Below are 15,465 nucleotides of genomic sequence, written 5' to 3'. Positions count from 1 at the left end.
GAAGATTGTTCATGCTAGCAAACAAAAAAATCTTATTGTGCGTAGCTGGTGGTATTGCAGTTTATAAAGCTGTTGCCCTTGTTAGTAAATTGTCGCAAGCAGGAGCGGATGTCAAAGTCATCATGACCGAATCTGCCACAAAGTTTGTGCAGCCACTGAGCTTTCAAGTAATGTCTCGTAATGATGTTTATACAGATACATTTGATGAAAAAGATTCAAATGTCATCGCACATATCAACCTGGCAGATTGGGCAGATTTAGTTATCGTGGCACCTGCAACAGCGAACGTCATCGGCAAACTTGCCAATGGACTTGGTGACGATATGCTGACGACGACCCTGTTAGCTACCACCGCCAAGGTTTGGATTGCACCAGCTATGAATGTACATATGTACGATCACCCCGCAGTGAAACGAAATATTTCCACTCTAGCAGCAGATGGTTATGAATTCATTGAACCGTCAGAAGGTTTTTTGGCTTGTGGGTATGTAGGAAAAGGAAGATTGGAAGAACCAGAAAAAATCGTGGCATTGGTCGACGCATTTTTTCAGCCGAAAGAATTGCCGTTGATAGGCAAAAAAGTTGTGATTACTGCAGGTCCAACACGTGAGCGAATAGATCCAGTACGATTTTTGACTAACTTTTCCTCAGGGAAAATGGGCTATGCGCTGGCTGAAGCAGCGACAAAACTTGGAGCGGAAACGGTTCTTGTCTCTGGTCCCGTTTCATTGCCAATTCCTTCAGGGGTAACTGTTGAGAATGTGGAAAGTGCAGAAGAAATGCTGCAAGCCGTGTTACAGCATTTTGATGATGCTGATATTGTCGTGAAAACGGCAGCTGTCGCAGATTATCGTCCAAAGTTTGTATTTGGGCAAAAAATGAAGAAACAAGCTGGTGACTCTACCCTAGAACTTGAACGCACTACCGATATCCTCATGACACTTGGGCAAAAGAAAACGCATCAACTGTTGATCGGTTTCGCTGCTGAAACAAACGATGTCGAGATGTATGCACAAGGAAAACTTTCAAAGAAAAATGCGGATTATATTGTAGCTAATGATGTTACAAAAGAGGATAGCGGTTTTGGGACAGACACCAATACTGTTGTGCTGATTGGCAAAGAAAATTATGTCCAGCATTTTGACAATATGACGAAAAAACAATTGGCTAATAAATTGTTCGAGACCGTTTTGGCCCGTGAGAAAGATTTACATTATGTACGCTGAAGTCATTGTTGACGTAGCGGCTTATCCCATTGATCGACCATTTGATTACGTGGTCCCTGAAAAGTTTCAAGACCTGATTGAAAGTGGCAGTCGGGTTAAAGTTCCTTTTGGCAATCGGCAAGTTCTTGGATTTGTTACGGCACTAAAAAGTGACACGGATGTCCCTGCGGAAAAACAAAAACCGATTGGTGAACTGCTCGATATTGAACCGATATTGACCCAGGAAATGCTCGAAATGACAAAGTGGTTGAAACGACATACTTTATGTTACGAAATTGATGCCCTTCAAGTCATGTTGCCTTCGGCGTTACGTGCGAAGTATGAAAAGATAGTGCGAATTGTTGATCATCATGCGGAGCTTCCGCAAAGTGTACAAGCCTTGTTTCAGCAAAAAGACCAAGTAGAGTTAAAAGTAGATGAACCGAAAGAATTGCTTGCACTCATCAAAAAATTGGTGAAGGAAGACATTTTGGCACTGGAAACATCGGTCAAACAAAAAACTGCCGTAAAAAAAGTAAGAATGATTCACATCGAATCTGATATGGAACGTTTGAACCTGATTTATGACAGCATTTCCAACCAAGCCAAGAAGCAAAAAGATGTTGTCAAATGGATGATGGATCATGCAGGAGAACGAATTGTCTCAGCAGATTTATTGAAACGTCTCAGTACGACAAACGCGGTCTTACAAGCGGTTTTAGAAAAAGGCGCAGCATCAATGCAAATGGAAGAAATCTACCGGGATCCGTATGCGGACAGAACGATAAATGTAACAACAAAACTTGCTTTAACAAATGAACAACACCTCGCACTGAGTGAAATCATCCATTCATATGACGAACAGGATGCTAGAACTTTTCTTCTTCATGGCATTACGGGCAGTGGCAAGACAGAAGTCTATTTACAGGCGATTGAGCGTTCATTGATGGACGATAAAGAAGCCATCGTTCTGGTACCTGAGATTTCACTTACGCCACAAATGACCAATCGCTTTAAAGAACGTTTTGGTTCACTTGTGGCTGTATTGCATAGTGGATTATCGACTGGGGAAAAATACGATGAATGGCGAAAAATCAAACGCGGCGAAGTAAAAGTGGTCGTGGGTGCCCGTTCAGCCATATTTGCTCCATTTCAAAATGTTGGCATCATCATTTTGGACGAGGAACATGAAGGAACTTATAAGCAGGACGATTCACCTCGTTATCATGCACGAGATGTTGCAATCTGGCGAAGTGAATATCACAAATGTCCAGTTATTTTAGGAAGTGCCACGCCGTCACTTGAGTCATTTGCACGTGCCAAAAAAGGGAATTATGCTTTGTTGACGTTGGCCAACAGACCAAAAGAACAGGCATTACCTGAAGTGTCTGTCGTCGATATGCGAGAGCAATTGAAAAACGGCAACCGCTCCATGTTTTCTCTGGAACTGGCAGAAGCGATCAATGTGAGACTGGACAAGCAGGAACAGATGGTGTTGTTCCTGAATCGTCGTGGTCACTCGTCATTTGTTCTCTGTCGGGATTGTGGTACCGTGGTAGAATGTCCAAACTGTGATATTTCCATGACCTATCATCGCCATCAGGAAAAGATTAAATGTCACTATTGTGGTGAAGAGTCCCAAGTGCCTACTACTTGTCCAGAATGCAGCAGTGAGCATATCCGATTCTTTGGAACAGGTACTCAAAAAGTAGAAGAAGAAATTGCCCGATTGTTTCCAACTGCAAGGGTACTGCGTATGGACGTGGATACCACTCGAAAAAAAGGATCACATGAACACATTCTGAATCTGTTCGGAGAAGGAAAAGCCGATATTCTGCTTGGCACGCAAATGATTGCCAAAGGTCTTGATTTCCCAAATATCACATTAGTAGGGGTCTTGTCAGCTGATACAACGCTTCATTTAGCGGATTTCAGAGCTGCCGAAAAAACGTTCCAATTATTAACCCAAGTCAGTGGAAGAGCTGGAAGGCATGATAAAGCAGGGGAAGTCATCGTGCAAACCTACACCCCCGAACACTATGCTATTCAATTCGCACAACAGCACGACTTTGTCCCATTTTACAATCAGGAAATGATGAACCGGAAACAATTTTTATATCCTCCATTCACATATGTCGTGCTGATTCAAATCACGCATGAAGATGTTTTGATGACTGCGGAATATGCACATAAAACAGCAAACTGGCTCCGTGATAATTTATCTCCGCAATCTGAAATTATTGGCCCGACGGCATCGTCTATTAGTCGTTTGCAAAATAGATATCGCTATCAATGTTTGATAAAATACAAAAAAGAACCGACGCTCCCGGAAGTATTGCAGCAATTAACGCGTATTTACCGGACGGACTGGATAAAAAAAGGGATTTTAATGTCCATTGACTTAAACCCTTCATCCATCATGTGAGCGGAAATGAAATGAGGAATAATCTTTGACGATTCGAAAAATCGTATTACATCCAAATGAAATATTAACAACTCCAACAAAAGAAGTGACAGAGTTCGATCAGAAACTTGCAACGTTACTTGATGATATGTATGAGACCATGCTTGAGTCAGATGGCATAGGAATAGCAGCCCCACAAGTGGGAGAGTTGCTTCGCGTTGCAATTGTAGACTTAGGAGAAGGGGAAGACATCATTGAGATGATCAATCCTTTGGTAGTTGATACGGAAGGGGAAGCCATAGAAGTGGAAGGTTGCCTCAGTTTCCCAGAACTTTATGGCGAAGTTGAACGTCCATATTTCGTACAGATAAAAGCACAGGAAAGAGACGGCACGTGGTATGAACTCGAGGCTGAAGATTATGAAGCAAGAGCCATTCTACATGAAATCGATCATTTGGATGGCGTATTGTTTGATTCGAAAATAATTCGCGTCGTCGATCCATCTGAGCTTGAAACTGAGGAGGAGGAATTGATTTGACCTCTTTAGTATTTATGGGGACTCCAGAGTTCTCAGTACCGATTCTAACCATGCTACATGAAGAAGGCTATTCCATTTTAGCTGTTGTAACTCAGCCAGACCGTCCTGTAGGGCGTAAAAAAGTATTGACACCAACTCCTGTTAAAAAAGAAGCGTTACGTCTTGGATTACCTGTCATTCAGCCTGAAAAACTAAAAGGTTCACCACAACTAGATGAAATTCTTTCTTTACAACCGGATATTGTGGTAACGGCTGCGTTTGGTCAGTTACTTCCTAAAGAAATTCTGGAAGCACCTAAATATGGCTGTCTGAATGTACATGCTTCTTTGCTTCCTGCATATCGTGGGGGTGCTCCGATACATCAAGCTGTGATTGATGGTCAGACAGAAACAGGTGTGACCATCATGTATATGGCGCAAAAATTGGACGCTGGTGATATTATTTCACAAAAATCGATACCGATTGAACAATCCGATACAACAGGAGTTCTTTTTGAAAAATTGAGTGTCGTTGGACGTGACTTGTTAAAAGAAACATTACCGACCATTATTAATGGCTCAAATGCAAGATTGGTTCAGGATGAAAGCCTTGTGACATTTGCCCGCAATATTTCAAGAGAACAAGAACGAATTGATTGGAAACAGTCGGCACAGGACATTTATAATTTGGTACGTGGTCTTAATCCTTGGCCAGTTGCCTATACCACGTTGAAACAGGAAAACGTGAAAATATGGTGGGGTCAACCGAGTCAACAAACTTACTCGCAACCTGTAGGTACAGTCGTTGAATTGAAAGTTGATCGAGTGATTGTGCAAACAGGCGATAAACTAGCTTTTGAAATTACCGAATTACAACCAGCAGGAAAGAAAAAAATGTCTGCAGAAGAATTTCTACGAGGCACTGGTTCTAAATTACAGATTGGGGATCAGTTTGAATGAGCTCAAAAAGTTATAGAATGTGGAACGGAAATGTACGCGATGCCGCATTATCAATCTTGATGGCAATTGAAAAAAATCAAGCGTACAGTAATTTGTTACTTCATCAGACCATAGAAAAATATGATATTGAACCAAAAGACCGTGGGTTATTAACGGAAATTACTTATGGTACGCTGCAACACAAGATGACGCTTGATTACTATCTACAACCGTTCATCAAAGGAAAGCTGGATGATTGGGTTCGCCAGTTATTAAGACTTTCACTTTATCAAATTCATTATTTGGACCGAATTCCGAATCATGCTGCTGTCAATGAAGCTGTTGAAATTGCCAAGAAACGCAGTCACAAAGGGACAGCTGGATTGGTTAATGGCATTTTAAGAGGCATTCTACGACAAGGAGTTCGCTCGACTGAGGATATTGCGGATCCAATTGAACGACTATCAATTGAAGCAAGTCATCCATTATGGCTCATTGAACGATGGGTGAAACAATTTGGTTTCGAACAAGCTGAGACAATGGCTTTTGAAAACAATATTCCTCCTGCACATACCGTTCGCGTCAACACCACACGCATTTCAGTGGATGAGGCAATTGATATGTTGCTTGACGAAGGAATTGTAGCACACCAAAGCGAAGTGATACCTGAATGCTTGCACATTGAAAAAGGGCAAGTTGCCAAAACGAAAGCTTATCAATATGGTGCTGTTTCAATTCAAGATGAAAGTTCCATGATCCCTACTTATGCACTTCAGATTGAACCAGGGCAAAGAGTTTTGGATATGTGTGCGGCTCCTGGTGGAAAATCGATGCATATCGCTGAAAAGTTGAACGGTCAAGGATCTCTGGTATCTGTGGATTTGCATCCACATAAAGTAAAACTTATAGCCGATCAAGCTACAAGACTAGGTTTTGAAAACGTTGAAACCCGTACATGGGACAGCCGTGAACTGACAAATGAATATGAAGAACAATCGTTTGACCGAATACTTGTCGATGCTCCGTGCAGTGGCTTGGGTGTCATCCGTCGAAAACCCGATATTAAGTATACAAAGAAGCAGGAAGATTTTGCTTCATTGCATAATATCCAGATTCGATTACTTGATGAAGCGTACAAGTTAATCAAACCAAACGGACTGATCGTCTACAGTACATGTACCATTGATGAGGTTGAAAATAATGGAACTGTTCAAGAATTTCTTGCAAACCATACAGACATGATGCTGGATGAACTGAATGTATTACCAGAAGCCTATCATCACCTGACAAGCAATGGTATGATTCATATTTTCCCTCAGGATTTCAATAGCGATGGTTTCTTTGTTGCCGCTTTTCGGAAAAAAGAGTTATCTTCAAAAGAAGTGAAATAAAGAAGTAAAGTGATGCATACCAACATATTTTTATAGTATGAATCGTATGCACCAACGGACTTTCAGTTACAAACCGTCGTGAACACGGCTCTGATATTGATGCAGCTTGCAGACTACTTCTTGCGAGAAGCATCAACAAGAAACGGAGTGACCATTGATGAAATACACGGTATTAAGTGATATTGGTAAAAAAAGATCGGTGAATGAAGATCGCGCGGCAGTTTTCGTGCGATCGGATTTTGTCCGTTTAGGCGTCATTGCTGATGGCATGGGCGGACACAATGCTGGTGATATCGCAAGTGAGATGGCTATCACAAAAATCGGAGAAAGTTTTGAAAGCGCTGCCTTGAATCAATTTTCTACTGAGGAATCCATCAAAGAGTGGTTTTTACAGGCCGTAAAGAAAATCAATAGTAGCATTTTTGATTATTCCCTAAGACACGAGGATTGCCAAGGGATGGGTACTACTTTCCTGGCAGTTATATTAACAGATGCCGAAAAAATTCTTTGTCATATCGGAGATAGTCGGGCCTATGAATGGCATGAGGGGAAAATGAAGCAATTAACAAGAGACCATTCTTTTGTTAATGTCTTAGTGGAAAGTGGAGAAATCAGCGAAGAAGAAGCAGAAAGTCATCCGAAGAAAAATTTGATTACGAAATCATTAGGAACGCAAAAAAGCATCGAGCCGGACTTTATTTCAATTCAGATTCCTACATATTCTTACTTATTATTATGTTCTGATGGATTAAGTAACAAATTATCAATGGATGACATGACGAATATTTTAAAGACCAATCTTTCAGTTGGTGAAAAAGGATCCCGTTTAGTGAATCTTGCCAATGAAAAAGGTGGAGAAGATAACATCTCTCTCGTTTTAATCACAAATACGAAAGAGGAGGTGTAGTCGTGCTCTTAGGCAAAAGAATCAGCGGTCGATATAAAGTTCTCGAAATGATCGGTGGAGGGGGCATGTCCAATGTTTACCTCGCACACGACATGATTCTCGATCGGGATGTCGCAATAAAAGTCTTACGATACGACTTCTCTAATGAAGATGATTTACATCGTAGATTCCAGCGTGAAGCACTTTCAGCTACCAGTTTGACTCATCCGAACATCGTCAATATTTTCGATGTAGGTGAAGATGGGGACATTCACTATTTGGTCATGGAATTTGTTGAAGGGAAGACCTTGAAACAATATATTACTGATGCAGCACCTCTGTCACCGAATGAAGCTGTAACTATCATGAAGCAATTAACGTCTGCGATTGCACATGCTCATCAAAATCAAATCATTCATCGTGATATCAAGCCCCAAAATATTTTGATGGATGGTACCCATCATGTTAAAATCACGGACTTTGGAATTGCGATGGCTTTGAGTGCAACTTCATTTACCCAGACCAATTCCGTGTTAGGCACTGTCCATTATTTATCACCTGAACAAGCTCGTGGTGGTACAGCAACAAAAAAATCGGATATTTATGCGCTTGGAATTGTGTTGTATGAATTACTTATCGGCAAGCTTCCTTTTTCAGGAGAGTCAGCGGTATCCATTGCGTTGAAACATTTACAAACCGATACACCATCGGTTCGGGCAGCAGTACCAAGCATTCCACAAAGCCTTGAAAATGTTGTCATGAAAGCGACGGCGAAAGATCCACGTAACCGTTATCAGAATGTAGAAGAAATGCAGCGAGATTTGCAAAATGTTTTATCGGAAGAGCGCGCAAATGAGAAAGCTTTTGAGATTCCTTTAGATGATGATGGGGCTACAAAAGCAATGCCGGTCATCAAAGATGCTAGTTACGATTCATTAGCAAAGACAAAACATCTTAAAAAAGAACCGGTGGTAGTACCTCCCGTTGTGGAAGAAAAAAAGAAGAAGAAAAAATGGCCATGGATAGTGGGCATTCTTGCATTTTTATTGCTTGCAGGTTTAGTGATTGTTGTGGCATTTCCAGGGATATTTGGTCCCAAAAAAATCGAAGTTCCGGACGTAGCGAATTTGCCATTAAGTGAAGCAATCGATAAGGTGGAAGAAGTTGGATTCATTGCAGGAAATGAAAAACAGGAATCGTCGGAAGAAGTTGAGGAAGGCCAAGTTATTCGGACAATCCCACAAGCAGGAAAAATCCGGGAAGAAGCAACTGAAATTGAATTCATTATTTCAAGTGGGAAAGAGTCAGTGACGCTTGCAGACTATGCCGGACGTGAATACAACGTAGTGAAAGAATTACTGGCTTCGCAAAAATTCAAGTCCATCAAAGCAGACGAAGTATTCTCGGATGAGCCTGAGGGGCGCATTATCTCTCAAAGTCCATCTGAGTTCTCCGAAGTCATTCCGGATGAGACCGATCTTGTTTTCACTGTGAGTAAAGGACCGGAGTTGCAAAGTGTGATTGATTTGAGAAGACAATACAACGAGAAAACGTTGAATGACTATGCTCGATCATCCGGGTTTGATATTCGCATCATTAAAGAAGAGTATTCTGAAGATGTACCGGAAGGATTTGTCATTTCACAAAATCCAGTTGCGGGCACAAAACTTGAACTAGGCAGTTCGATTGAAATCGTTTTATCAAAAGGTCCTGCCGCCAAACAAATTAAAACGTTTGTGACAACAGTAGAAATCCCATATGAACCAGATGATCCGGGCACTGAGCAGATCGTACGAATTTATCTGCAAGATCAAACACACTCACTGACAGAACCAGTAGAGGAATATGTACTCACTGAAAACAAAAAGCAACAAATTCAATTGAAAATTGAAGAAGGACAAAAAGGAGCATATCGAATAATGGTCGACTCGAAAGTCATCGTAGATGAAATAATCGAGTATGACAGCTTCGAATAGGGAGGTATACAATGCCAACAGGACAAATACGAAAAGCACTTAGTGGATTTTACTATGTTCAGGACGGAGAACAATTTATACAATGCCGTGGACGCGGTGTATTCAGAAATCGTGGTGTCAACCCGCTAGTTGGGGACTTTGTCGATTATGAAGTGGAAAGCGGTTCAGACGGCACGATAACAGTGGTGCATGAACGTAAAAATGCACTCGTACGCCCACCTATTGCCAATATTGACCAAGCCTTACTGGTGTTTTCCCTGACTGAACCCGATTTCAATCCATTATTGCTGGATCGCTTTCTTGTTGTCGTGGAGTCATTTAATGTAGAGCCAATTATTTGTCTGACAAAAACAGATTTACTTTCTGAAGAAGAGATGAGTAAAATCCAGCCTTATTTGGATGATTATCGTGCGATTGGATATGAAATGCTTGAAACCTATAAGGATGATGATGATCTGGTGTCCAATATCGCTCCGATCCTGAAAGGAAAAATCAGCGTTTTGGCAGGACAATCCGGTGTAGGAAAATCTACACTGTTAAATACAGTGCTGCCATCGTTGAATTTAAAGACAGGTATTATTTCGGAAGCCCTTGGACGGGGGAAACATACGACTCGCCATGTAGAACTTTTAGAAGTATGTGAGGGGTTACTAGCGGATACTCCGGGATTCAGTTCCTTTGATTTCGATGAGATTGAAAAAGAGCAGTTATCCGATTGTTTTCCTGAATTCCGCGAGGCGTCAGAACGATGTAAATTCAGAGGGTGCCTACACATAAGTGAACCGAAATGTGCAGTTCTTGCTGCACTGGAAACCGGAGAAATCAAAGATTATCGATACAAACATTACATGAAGTTTTTAGATGAAATAAACGATCGAAAGCCGAGGTATTAATATGATAAAAATTGCTCCATCTATCCTTGCTGCTAATTTTTCGAAATTGGCTGAAGAAGTAATAGAAGTCGAAAAAGCTGGTGCGGAATTAATCCATATCGATGTAATGGACGGACATTTCGTGCCTAACATTACGATGGGTCCAATTGTGGTGGAAGCTTTAAGACCTGTAACGGATCTTCCTTTAGACGTTCATTTAATGATTGAAAATCCGGATTTGTATATTGAGTCATTTGCAAAAGCTGGTGCCGATTACATTACGGTTCATGTTGAAGCGTGTACTCACCTTCACCGTACCATTCAATTAATCCGTTCGTTTGGAGTGAAACCAGGTGTGGTATTAAATCCACATACGCCGGTTGAAAGCATCCAACATATTCTTGACGACATCGATATGGTGTTGTTCATGACGGTCAATCCAGGTTTCGGTGGACAGAAGTTCATTCATTCGGTCGTTCCGAAAGTTCAACAACTTTCTGACATAATTAAAGAAAAAGGATTGAATATTGAAATTGAAATTGATGGTGGTATTAATGCTGAGACCATTATTCCTTGTGCAGAGGCAGGCGCGACCATTTTTGTAGCCGGTTCAGCAATTTACAGTAAAACGGATCGTACTGCTGCATTACAGGAAATTAAAGAAGCAGGCGAACGAGCAATCCGCGGATGAAGACGGCCGTAATTTGCGCAGGTGGACCAGCTGATGAATTAGCTGATTTTGCGACCCTAAAAAATAACGATGAAATTATTTTTATCGGTGCAGACAAAGGTGCTATTTATTTAATCGAAAGTGGAATTCTTCCGGACGTGGCTATAGGTGATTTTGATTCATTGTCACCGGAAGAATTTTCGAAATTGAAAAACCAAGTAGCGTCAGTGAAAGTTGCACCTGCAGAAAAGAATGAAACGGATACCGATTTAGCAATCGACGAGTCATTGACTTTCGAACCTGATCATATTGTACTGACAGGTGTGACGGGTGGTCGATTAGATCACTTTATGGCTGTACTTAACAGTGTTTATCGTTTTCAAACGGACAATGCCTCCATTCAATTTACAATACGCAACAAATGGAATGAAATGAAGCTGCTGACTCCTGGTGTAACCAAGTTAACGAAGGATCAACAGTTTCCATTTGTATCTTTTTTTGCCTTTCAAGGAAGCGTGGAACACGTGACATTAGCAGGTATGAAATATAATGTCAGCGATGAGACGATTGAAATGGGCATTTCCCGGTTTACAAGTAATGAAGTATTGGACGAACAAGGGTCTATCTCCTTTACATCTGGCATATGTTTATTAATACGTAGCTCAGATCAATAAGAAGGAGTGAAAGCATGCGTGTTTATACGTTTAGATTACCGAAATTTGTAAGTGGGTTTGTAAGAATGTGTTTAGGTTGGATGAATACCGAGGATAAACCGAAGAAGAGGAACGAAAAAATGCCAGACTGACTTATGTCAGTCTGGCATTACTTATGGGCGCGAAGATTAAACGCGCTCAACTTTTCCAGATTTCAATGCTCTCGCAGAAACCCATACACGTTTTGGTTTGCCGTCTACAAGAATACGAACTTTTTGTAGGTTAGCTCCCCAAGTACGTTTTGTTGAGTTCATTGCGTGAGAACGAGCGTTACCAGCACGAGCTTTGCGCCCTGAAATTACACATACTTTTGGCATACTATTTTCCTCCTCAAAAAAGAAGCTGAAAGATTTTTTTCAGTTCGATATTTCACATACTTTAATAATTTAACATATAGTAAATTTCTTTGCAACAAGTTTTAACCCCTCTTTCAAGAAAAAAGCCTTTACAGACAAATGCAGGAGATGTTAACGTTTTCTTTTATTAAAGGACTTTGTGTAGTACAATAATGGGTAGTCAAAAAGGACTTATAAGGAGGCATACTCTATGTCAATTGAGTTAAAAAACGAATTCGGTCAAATTGATATTTCAAATGACGTCGTTGCCCAAATTGCAGGTGGAGCAGCTATTGAGTGTTATGGAATTGTAGGAATGGCTACTAAACACCAAATTCGAGATGGTTTAACGGATATTTTACGTAAAGAAAATTTTGCTAAGGGTGTACTTGTACGCCAAAATGGCGAGGATCTTCACATAGATATGTACATCATCATCAGCTACGGCACTAAAGTGTCAGAAGTAGCTTATCAAGTTCAATCGAAAGTTAAATACACATTAAATAAGACATTAGGACTAGCAGTGAAATCAGTAAATATTTACGTTCAAGGAGTTCGTGTTACGAACCCATAAGAGGAGGAAGTAGGATATGAAGTCTTTAGACGGAATTCAATTTGCAGAAATGGTGAAAATGGGTGCCCATCATCTATTTCAGAATGCAGATTATGTGGATGCGCTAAACGTCTTTCCTGTTCCCGATGGTGACACGGGAACGAACATGAACTTATCCATGTCTTCTGGAGCAAAAGAAACAGAAGCACATGCAGTTGCTCATATTGGAAAAACAGCACAAGCACTATCAAAAGGATTGTTGATGGGTGCCCGTGGGAACTCGGGCGTTATTTTATCCCAACTTTTCCGTGGATTCGGAAAAGATGTTGAAACTAAATCATCTTTGACGGCAAAAGAGTTTGCCCACGCATTCCAACATGGTGTGGATATGGCTTATAAAGCAGTCATGAAACCAGTGGAAGGAACTATTTTGACCGTAGCAAAAGATTCTGCTAAAAAAGCGGTTGAAGTTGCAGAACATGAAGACGATGTCATTGTTGTGATGGATGAGTTGCTTAAAGAAGCAAAAGCGTCTTTGGCACGTACGCCTGATTTACTTCCGGTATTAAAGGAAGTTGGTGTAGTTGATTCTGGTGGACAAGGTCTTGTGTTCGTTTATGAAGGTTTCATTGCTTCGATGAAAGGCGAGAAATTACCTGAGAAGACCTCTGCTTATTCAATGGATGATCTTGTAAGTGCGGAACATCATAAAAATGTTCAGGGCTTCATGGATACATCGGACATTGAATTTGGATACTGTACGGAGTTCATGGTGAAATTCATTCCAGAAAAAGTAGCAGAACATCCTTTCAATGAAAATGACTTCCGCGAAGGTTTGAGTCAATTCGGTGATTCATTGCTGGTTATTTCGGATGACGAGATTGCAAAGGTACATATCCACTCTGAACAACCTGGTAATTGTTTAAGCTATGGTCAGAAATATGGCGATCTTATCAAAATCAAGATTGAAAACATGCGTCAGCAGCATGCTGAAATTGTTGGAGATGATTACAAAAAAGATCAACCGACTGCCGCTCCTGCAAAAAAACATCCGTATGCAGTGGTTACCGTTGCGATGGGTGAAGGAATTTCCGAACTTCTGAAAAGTGTAGGTGCAAGTGCAGTCATTGAGGGCGGTCAAACAATGAACCCTTCTACGGAAGATATCGTCAAAGCGATTGAAGCGGTTGGCGCTGAAAGAGTTCTTATTTTGCCGAACAACAAAAATATAATCATGGCAGCTGAGCAAGCTGCAGAAGTGATGGGTATTGAAGCGGCAGTAGTACCAACAAAATCTGTTCCTCAAGGAATGGCGGCATTGTTAGCATTCAATCCGGAAGCTTCTGTTGAAGACAACAAAGCAACAATGACTGAAGCTTTTGCACACGTCAAAACTGGCCAAGTAACGTTTGCGGTTCGTGATACTTCCATCGATGGTGTTGAAATCCAGAAGGATGACTTCATGGCGATTTCAGAAGGGAAGATTATTCTTGCCACACCTTCACTCGAAGAAGTTTCTCAAACACTTCTCAAGGATATGGTTGATGAAGATGCAGAAATCATTACCATCATTTACGGCGAAGACGTTACGGAAGTCGATGCCAACGAGTTGGCTGCATTTGTAGAAGAGAAATTCTCTCATGCAGATGTGGAAGTTTATAATGGGAAACAACCGTTATATCCATACATCATCTCAGTAGAATAATACACAAAAGCAGTGAATCAATTCGGTTCACTGCTTTTTTATACAAAGCTCTGTTAAACTAGACTATTGATTTCCGTTACGAGCGGACGCATTCTGCGTGCAGTTCGTGAGCCTCCTCACGCGAAAAAATCTGTGCTCCTGTTTCTACATCGCTCTACTAGCTTCGAAACATGAAAGTGCGTTGCATAGGTACGCTATCTTCGTCGCAAACGAATTGTACAAAAGCAATTTTGCACAATTCGTTCTCTGTGGATTCTCACTTGGACATGCTTAACCCGCAGGAAAGATATTGGACGAATGGCCAATATCTTTCCGACGAGTAACTACAGGATCCAAAACAGCGAAGACTCCTGAGGGATAGCGAAACAGTCGAGACCCCGCAGAAGCGAACATAAGAACGAAGACTAAGTACGCACTTCGTGTGGCAACGCCTTCGTGACCAACATCCTGTTGGCCTGAGGAGTCTTGACGCTCGCCCTAAGAAAGCGTAGCTATTTTGCGGAATCTCAACAGCAATATTTAACATGGCTTGACACATAAATGTAAGCGGATTCTATTACTTTTGTTTAATGTGCACTTATATTGTAAACTGTTAGTAGAAATTCGAAACAAAGGGGTTATTAAAATGAAGTTTAAATCAGTCTTTGATATTATTGGTCCAGTCATGATTGGCCCTTCATCTTCACATACAGCAGGTGCAGCAAGAATTGGTCTGGTGACCCGCGAATTATTTGGCAGACAGCCAAAGTGGGCAAAAATTTATTTATATGGCTCTTTTGCCGAAACATACAAAGGGCACGGGACAGACATTGCCATTGTTGGGGGATTACTTGGTTTTGACACGTTTGATGAACGCATCAAAACTTCGTTTGAGCTGGCAAAAGATATTGGCATGACATTTGAATTCATCCCAGAAAGCGGTCACACTGAGCATCCCAATACAGCACGTATTGTCATTGGCGACGATTCAGGCGAAATGGAACTAATCGGCATTTCCATTGGTGGCGGAAAAATCGAAATCAGTGAATTAAATGGTTTCCCGCTTCGCTTATCAGGAAATCATTCTGCAATTTTAGTTGTACATGATGATAAACCAGGGAGTATTGCAAAAGTAGCAAGCTGTCTGGCGGAACAAAATATCAATATTGGACATATGGAAGTGTCTAGAAAAGAGCAAGGTCAGAGGGCGTTAATGGTTATTGAAGTGGACGAGCCAATCGAAGATCATGTGTTATTGCAAATCTCACAATTGCCTTATATCACACAAGTAACGAAAATTGCAGATTAAAGGAGTTATATA

At 41.0% G+C, this 15,465-nt stretch carries 15 protein-coding genes; 14 read left to right on the top strand and 1 reads right to left on the bottom strand.

Annotation, left to right across the window (positions count from 1 at the left end; translation table 11 throughout):
* The first annotated feature begins 11 nt into the window (after positions 1-11).
* From coaBC to spoVM, 11 genes are all read left to right on the top strand, one after another.
* Entirely contained in the window at positions 12-1,226 is a 1,215-nt protein-coding gene (coaBC, locus tag HMPREF1210_RS06015; protein ID WP_016427737.1) for a bifunctional phosphopantothenoylcysteine decarboxylase/phosphopantothenate--cysteine ligase CoaBC, read from the top strand.
* Positions 1,216-3,630 carry a primosomal protein N' gene (gene priA, locus HMPREF1210_RS06010; RefSeq protein WP_016427736.1) on the top strand — a complete coding sequence of 805 codons (2,415 nt, stop codon included), beginning with the start codon at positions 1,216-1,218 and terminating at the stop codon, positions 3,628-3,630. The genes coaBC and priA overlap by 11 nt, the downstream gene beginning before the upstream one ends.
* A 25-nt stretch (positions 3,631-3,655) precedes the next feature.
* Entirely contained in the window at positions 3,656-4,147 is a 492-nt protein-coding gene (def, locus tag HMPREF1210_RS06005; RefSeq protein WP_016427735.1) for a peptide deformylase, read from the top strand.
* On the top strand, positions 4,144-5,085 hold the full coding sequence (fmt, locus tag HMPREF1210_RS06000; protein ID WP_016427734.1) for a methionyl-tRNA formyltransferase: 942 nt from the start codon (positions 4,144-4,146) through the stop codon (positions 5,083-5,085). Before def ends, fmt begins: the two co-directional genes overlap by 4 nt.
* Positions 5,082-6,455: a 16S rRNA (cytosine(967)-C(5))-methyltransferase RsmB gene (rsmB, locus tag HMPREF1210_RS05995; RefSeq protein WP_016427733.1), complete on the top strand. Its 1,374-nt coding sequence runs from the start codon at positions 5,082-5,084 to the stop codon at positions 6,453-6,455. The genes fmt and rsmB overlap by 4 nt, the downstream gene beginning before the upstream one ends.
* 157 nt (positions 6,456-6,612) lie before the next feature.
* On the top strand, positions 6,613-7,362 hold the full coding sequence (locus HMPREF1210_RS05990; protein WP_016427732.1) for a Stp1/IreP family PP2C-type Ser/Thr phosphatase: 750 nt from the start codon (positions 6,613-6,615) through the stop codon (positions 7,360-7,362).
* 2 nt (positions 7,363-7,364) lie between these two features.
* Positions 7,365-9,317 carry a Stk1 family PASTA domain-containing Ser/Thr kinase gene (pknB, locus tag HMPREF1210_RS05985; protein WP_016427731.1) on the top strand — a complete coding sequence of 651 codons (1,953 nt, stop codon included), beginning with the start codon at positions 7,365-7,367 and terminating at the stop codon, positions 9,315-9,317.
* A gap of 11 nt (positions 9,318-9,328) precedes the next feature.
* Entirely contained in the window at positions 9,329-10,210 is an 882-nt protein-coding gene (gene rsgA, locus HMPREF1210_RS05980; RefSeq protein ID WP_016427730.1) for a ribosome small subunit-dependent GTPase A, read from the top strand.
* Between the two features lies 1 nt (position 10,211).
* On the top strand, positions 10,212-10,880 hold the full coding sequence (gene rpe / locus HMPREF1210_RS05975) for a ribulose-phosphate 3-epimerase (RefSeq protein ID WP_016427729.1): 669 nt from the start codon (positions 10,212-10,214) through the stop codon (positions 10,878-10,880).
* Complete coding sequence (locus tag HMPREF1210_RS05970; RefSeq protein ID WP_016427728.1) at positions 10,877-11,533, top strand: thiamine diphosphokinase; 657 nt, start codon at positions 10,877-10,879, stop codon at positions 11,531-11,533. Before rpe ends, HMPREF1210_RS05970 begins: the two co-directional genes overlap by 4 nt.
* A gap of 14 nt (positions 11,534-11,547) precedes the next feature.
* Positions 11,548-11,664, top strand: coding sequence for a stage V sporulation protein SpoVM (spoVM, locus tag HMPREF1210_RS17570; RefSeq protein ID WP_016427727.1), 117 nt, complete (start codon positions 11,548-11,550; stop codon positions 11,662-11,664).
* 36 nt (positions 11,665-11,700) lie between these two features.
* On the opposite strand, the gene rpmB is transcribed toward spoVM, so the two are convergent.
* Positions 11,701-11,889 carry a 50S ribosomal protein L28 gene (gene rpmB / locus HMPREF1210_RS05965; RefSeq protein WP_016427726.1) on the bottom strand — a complete coding sequence of 63 codons (189 nt, stop codon included), beginning with the start codon at positions 11,887-11,889 and terminating at the stop codon, positions 11,701-11,703.
* Between the two features lie 229 nt (positions 11,890-12,118).
* Between rpmB and HMPREF1210_RS05960 the strand changes: the two genes are divergently transcribed.
* The 3 genes from HMPREF1210_RS05960 to sdaAB all read left to right on the top strand — a co-directional run bounded on the left by HMPREF1210_RS05960 (position 12,119) and on the right by sdaAB (position 15,453).
* On the top strand, positions 12,119-12,481 hold the full coding sequence (locus tag HMPREF1210_RS05960; RefSeq protein ID WP_016427725.1) for an Asp23/Gls24 family envelope stress response protein: 363 nt from the start codon (positions 12,119-12,121) through the stop codon (positions 12,479-12,481).
* 16 nt (positions 12,482-12,497) lie between these two features.
* Positions 12,498-14,165: a DAK2 domain-containing protein gene (locus HMPREF1210_RS05955; RefSeq protein ID WP_016427724.1), complete on the top strand. Its 1,668-nt coding sequence runs from the start codon at positions 12,498-12,500 to the stop codon at positions 14,163-14,165.
* Positions 14,166-14,790: 625 nt separating this feature from the next.
* Positions 14,791-15,453, top strand: a complete 663-nt coding sequence (gene sdaAB, locus HMPREF1210_RS05950; RefSeq protein ID WP_016427723.1) for an L-serine ammonia-lyase, iron-sulfur-dependent subunit beta — start codon at positions 14,791-14,793, stop codon at positions 15,451-15,453.
* Positions 15,454-15,465: the final 12 nt, after the last annotated feature.

The organism is Paenisporosarcina sp. HGH0030 (assembly GCF_000411295.1).
In the GTDB taxonomy this organism is placed as follows: Bacteria; Bacillota; Bacilli; order Bacillales_A; family Planococcaceae; genus Paenisporosarcina.
The sequence above is the reverse complement of the archived record's forward strand: the minus strand, read 5'-3'. Positions and strand labels throughout refer to the sequence as shown.

Bases quoted from the DNA above. Each gene is read 5' to 3' on its own strand.
- coaBC (WP_016427737.1), top strand. From the start codon at position 12: ATGCTAGCAAACAAAAAAATCTTATTGTGCGTAGCTGGTGGTATTGCA.
- priA (WP_016427736.1), top strand. From the start codon at position 1,216: ATGTACGCTGAAGTCATTGTTGACGTAGCGGCTTATCCCATTGATCGA.
- rsmB (WP_016427733.1), top strand. From the start codon at position 5,082: ATGAGCTCAAAAAGTTATAGAATGTGGAACGGAAATGTACGCGATGCC.
- HMPREF1210_RS05990 (WP_016427732.1), top strand. From the start codon at position 6,613: ATGAAATACACGGTATTAAGTGATATTGGTAAAAAAAGATCGGTGAAT.
- rsgA (WP_016427730.1), top strand. From the start codon at position 9,329: ATGCCAACAGGACAAATACGAAAAGCACTTAGTGGATTTTACTATGTT.
- rpe (WP_016427729.1), top strand. From the start codon at position 10,212: ATGATAAAAATTGCTCCATCTATCCTTGCTGCTAATTTTTCGAAATTG.
- HMPREF1210_RS05970 (WP_016427728.1), top strand. From the start codon at position 10,877: ATGAAGACGGCCGTAATTTGCGCAGGTGGACCAGCTGATGAATTAGCT.
- spoVM (WP_016427727.1), top strand. From the start codon at position 11,548: ATGCGTGTTTATACGTTTAGATTACCGAAATTTGTAAGTGGGTTTGTA.
- rpmB (WP_016427726.1), bottom strand. From the start codon at position 11,889: ATGCCAAAAGTATGTGTAATTTCAGGGCGCAAAGCTCGTGCTGGTAAC.
- HMPREF1210_RS05960 (WP_016427725.1), top strand. From the start codon at position 12,119: ATGTCAATTGAGTTAAAAAACGAATTCGGTCAAATTGATATTTCAAAT.
- HMPREF1210_RS05955 (WP_016427724.1), top strand. From the start codon at position 12,498: ATGAAGTCTTTAGACGGAATTCAATTTGCAGAAATGGTGAAAATGGGT.
- sdaAB (WP_016427723.1), top strand. From the start codon at position 14,791: ATGAAGTTTAAATCAGTCTTTGATATTATTGGTCCAGTCATGATTGGC.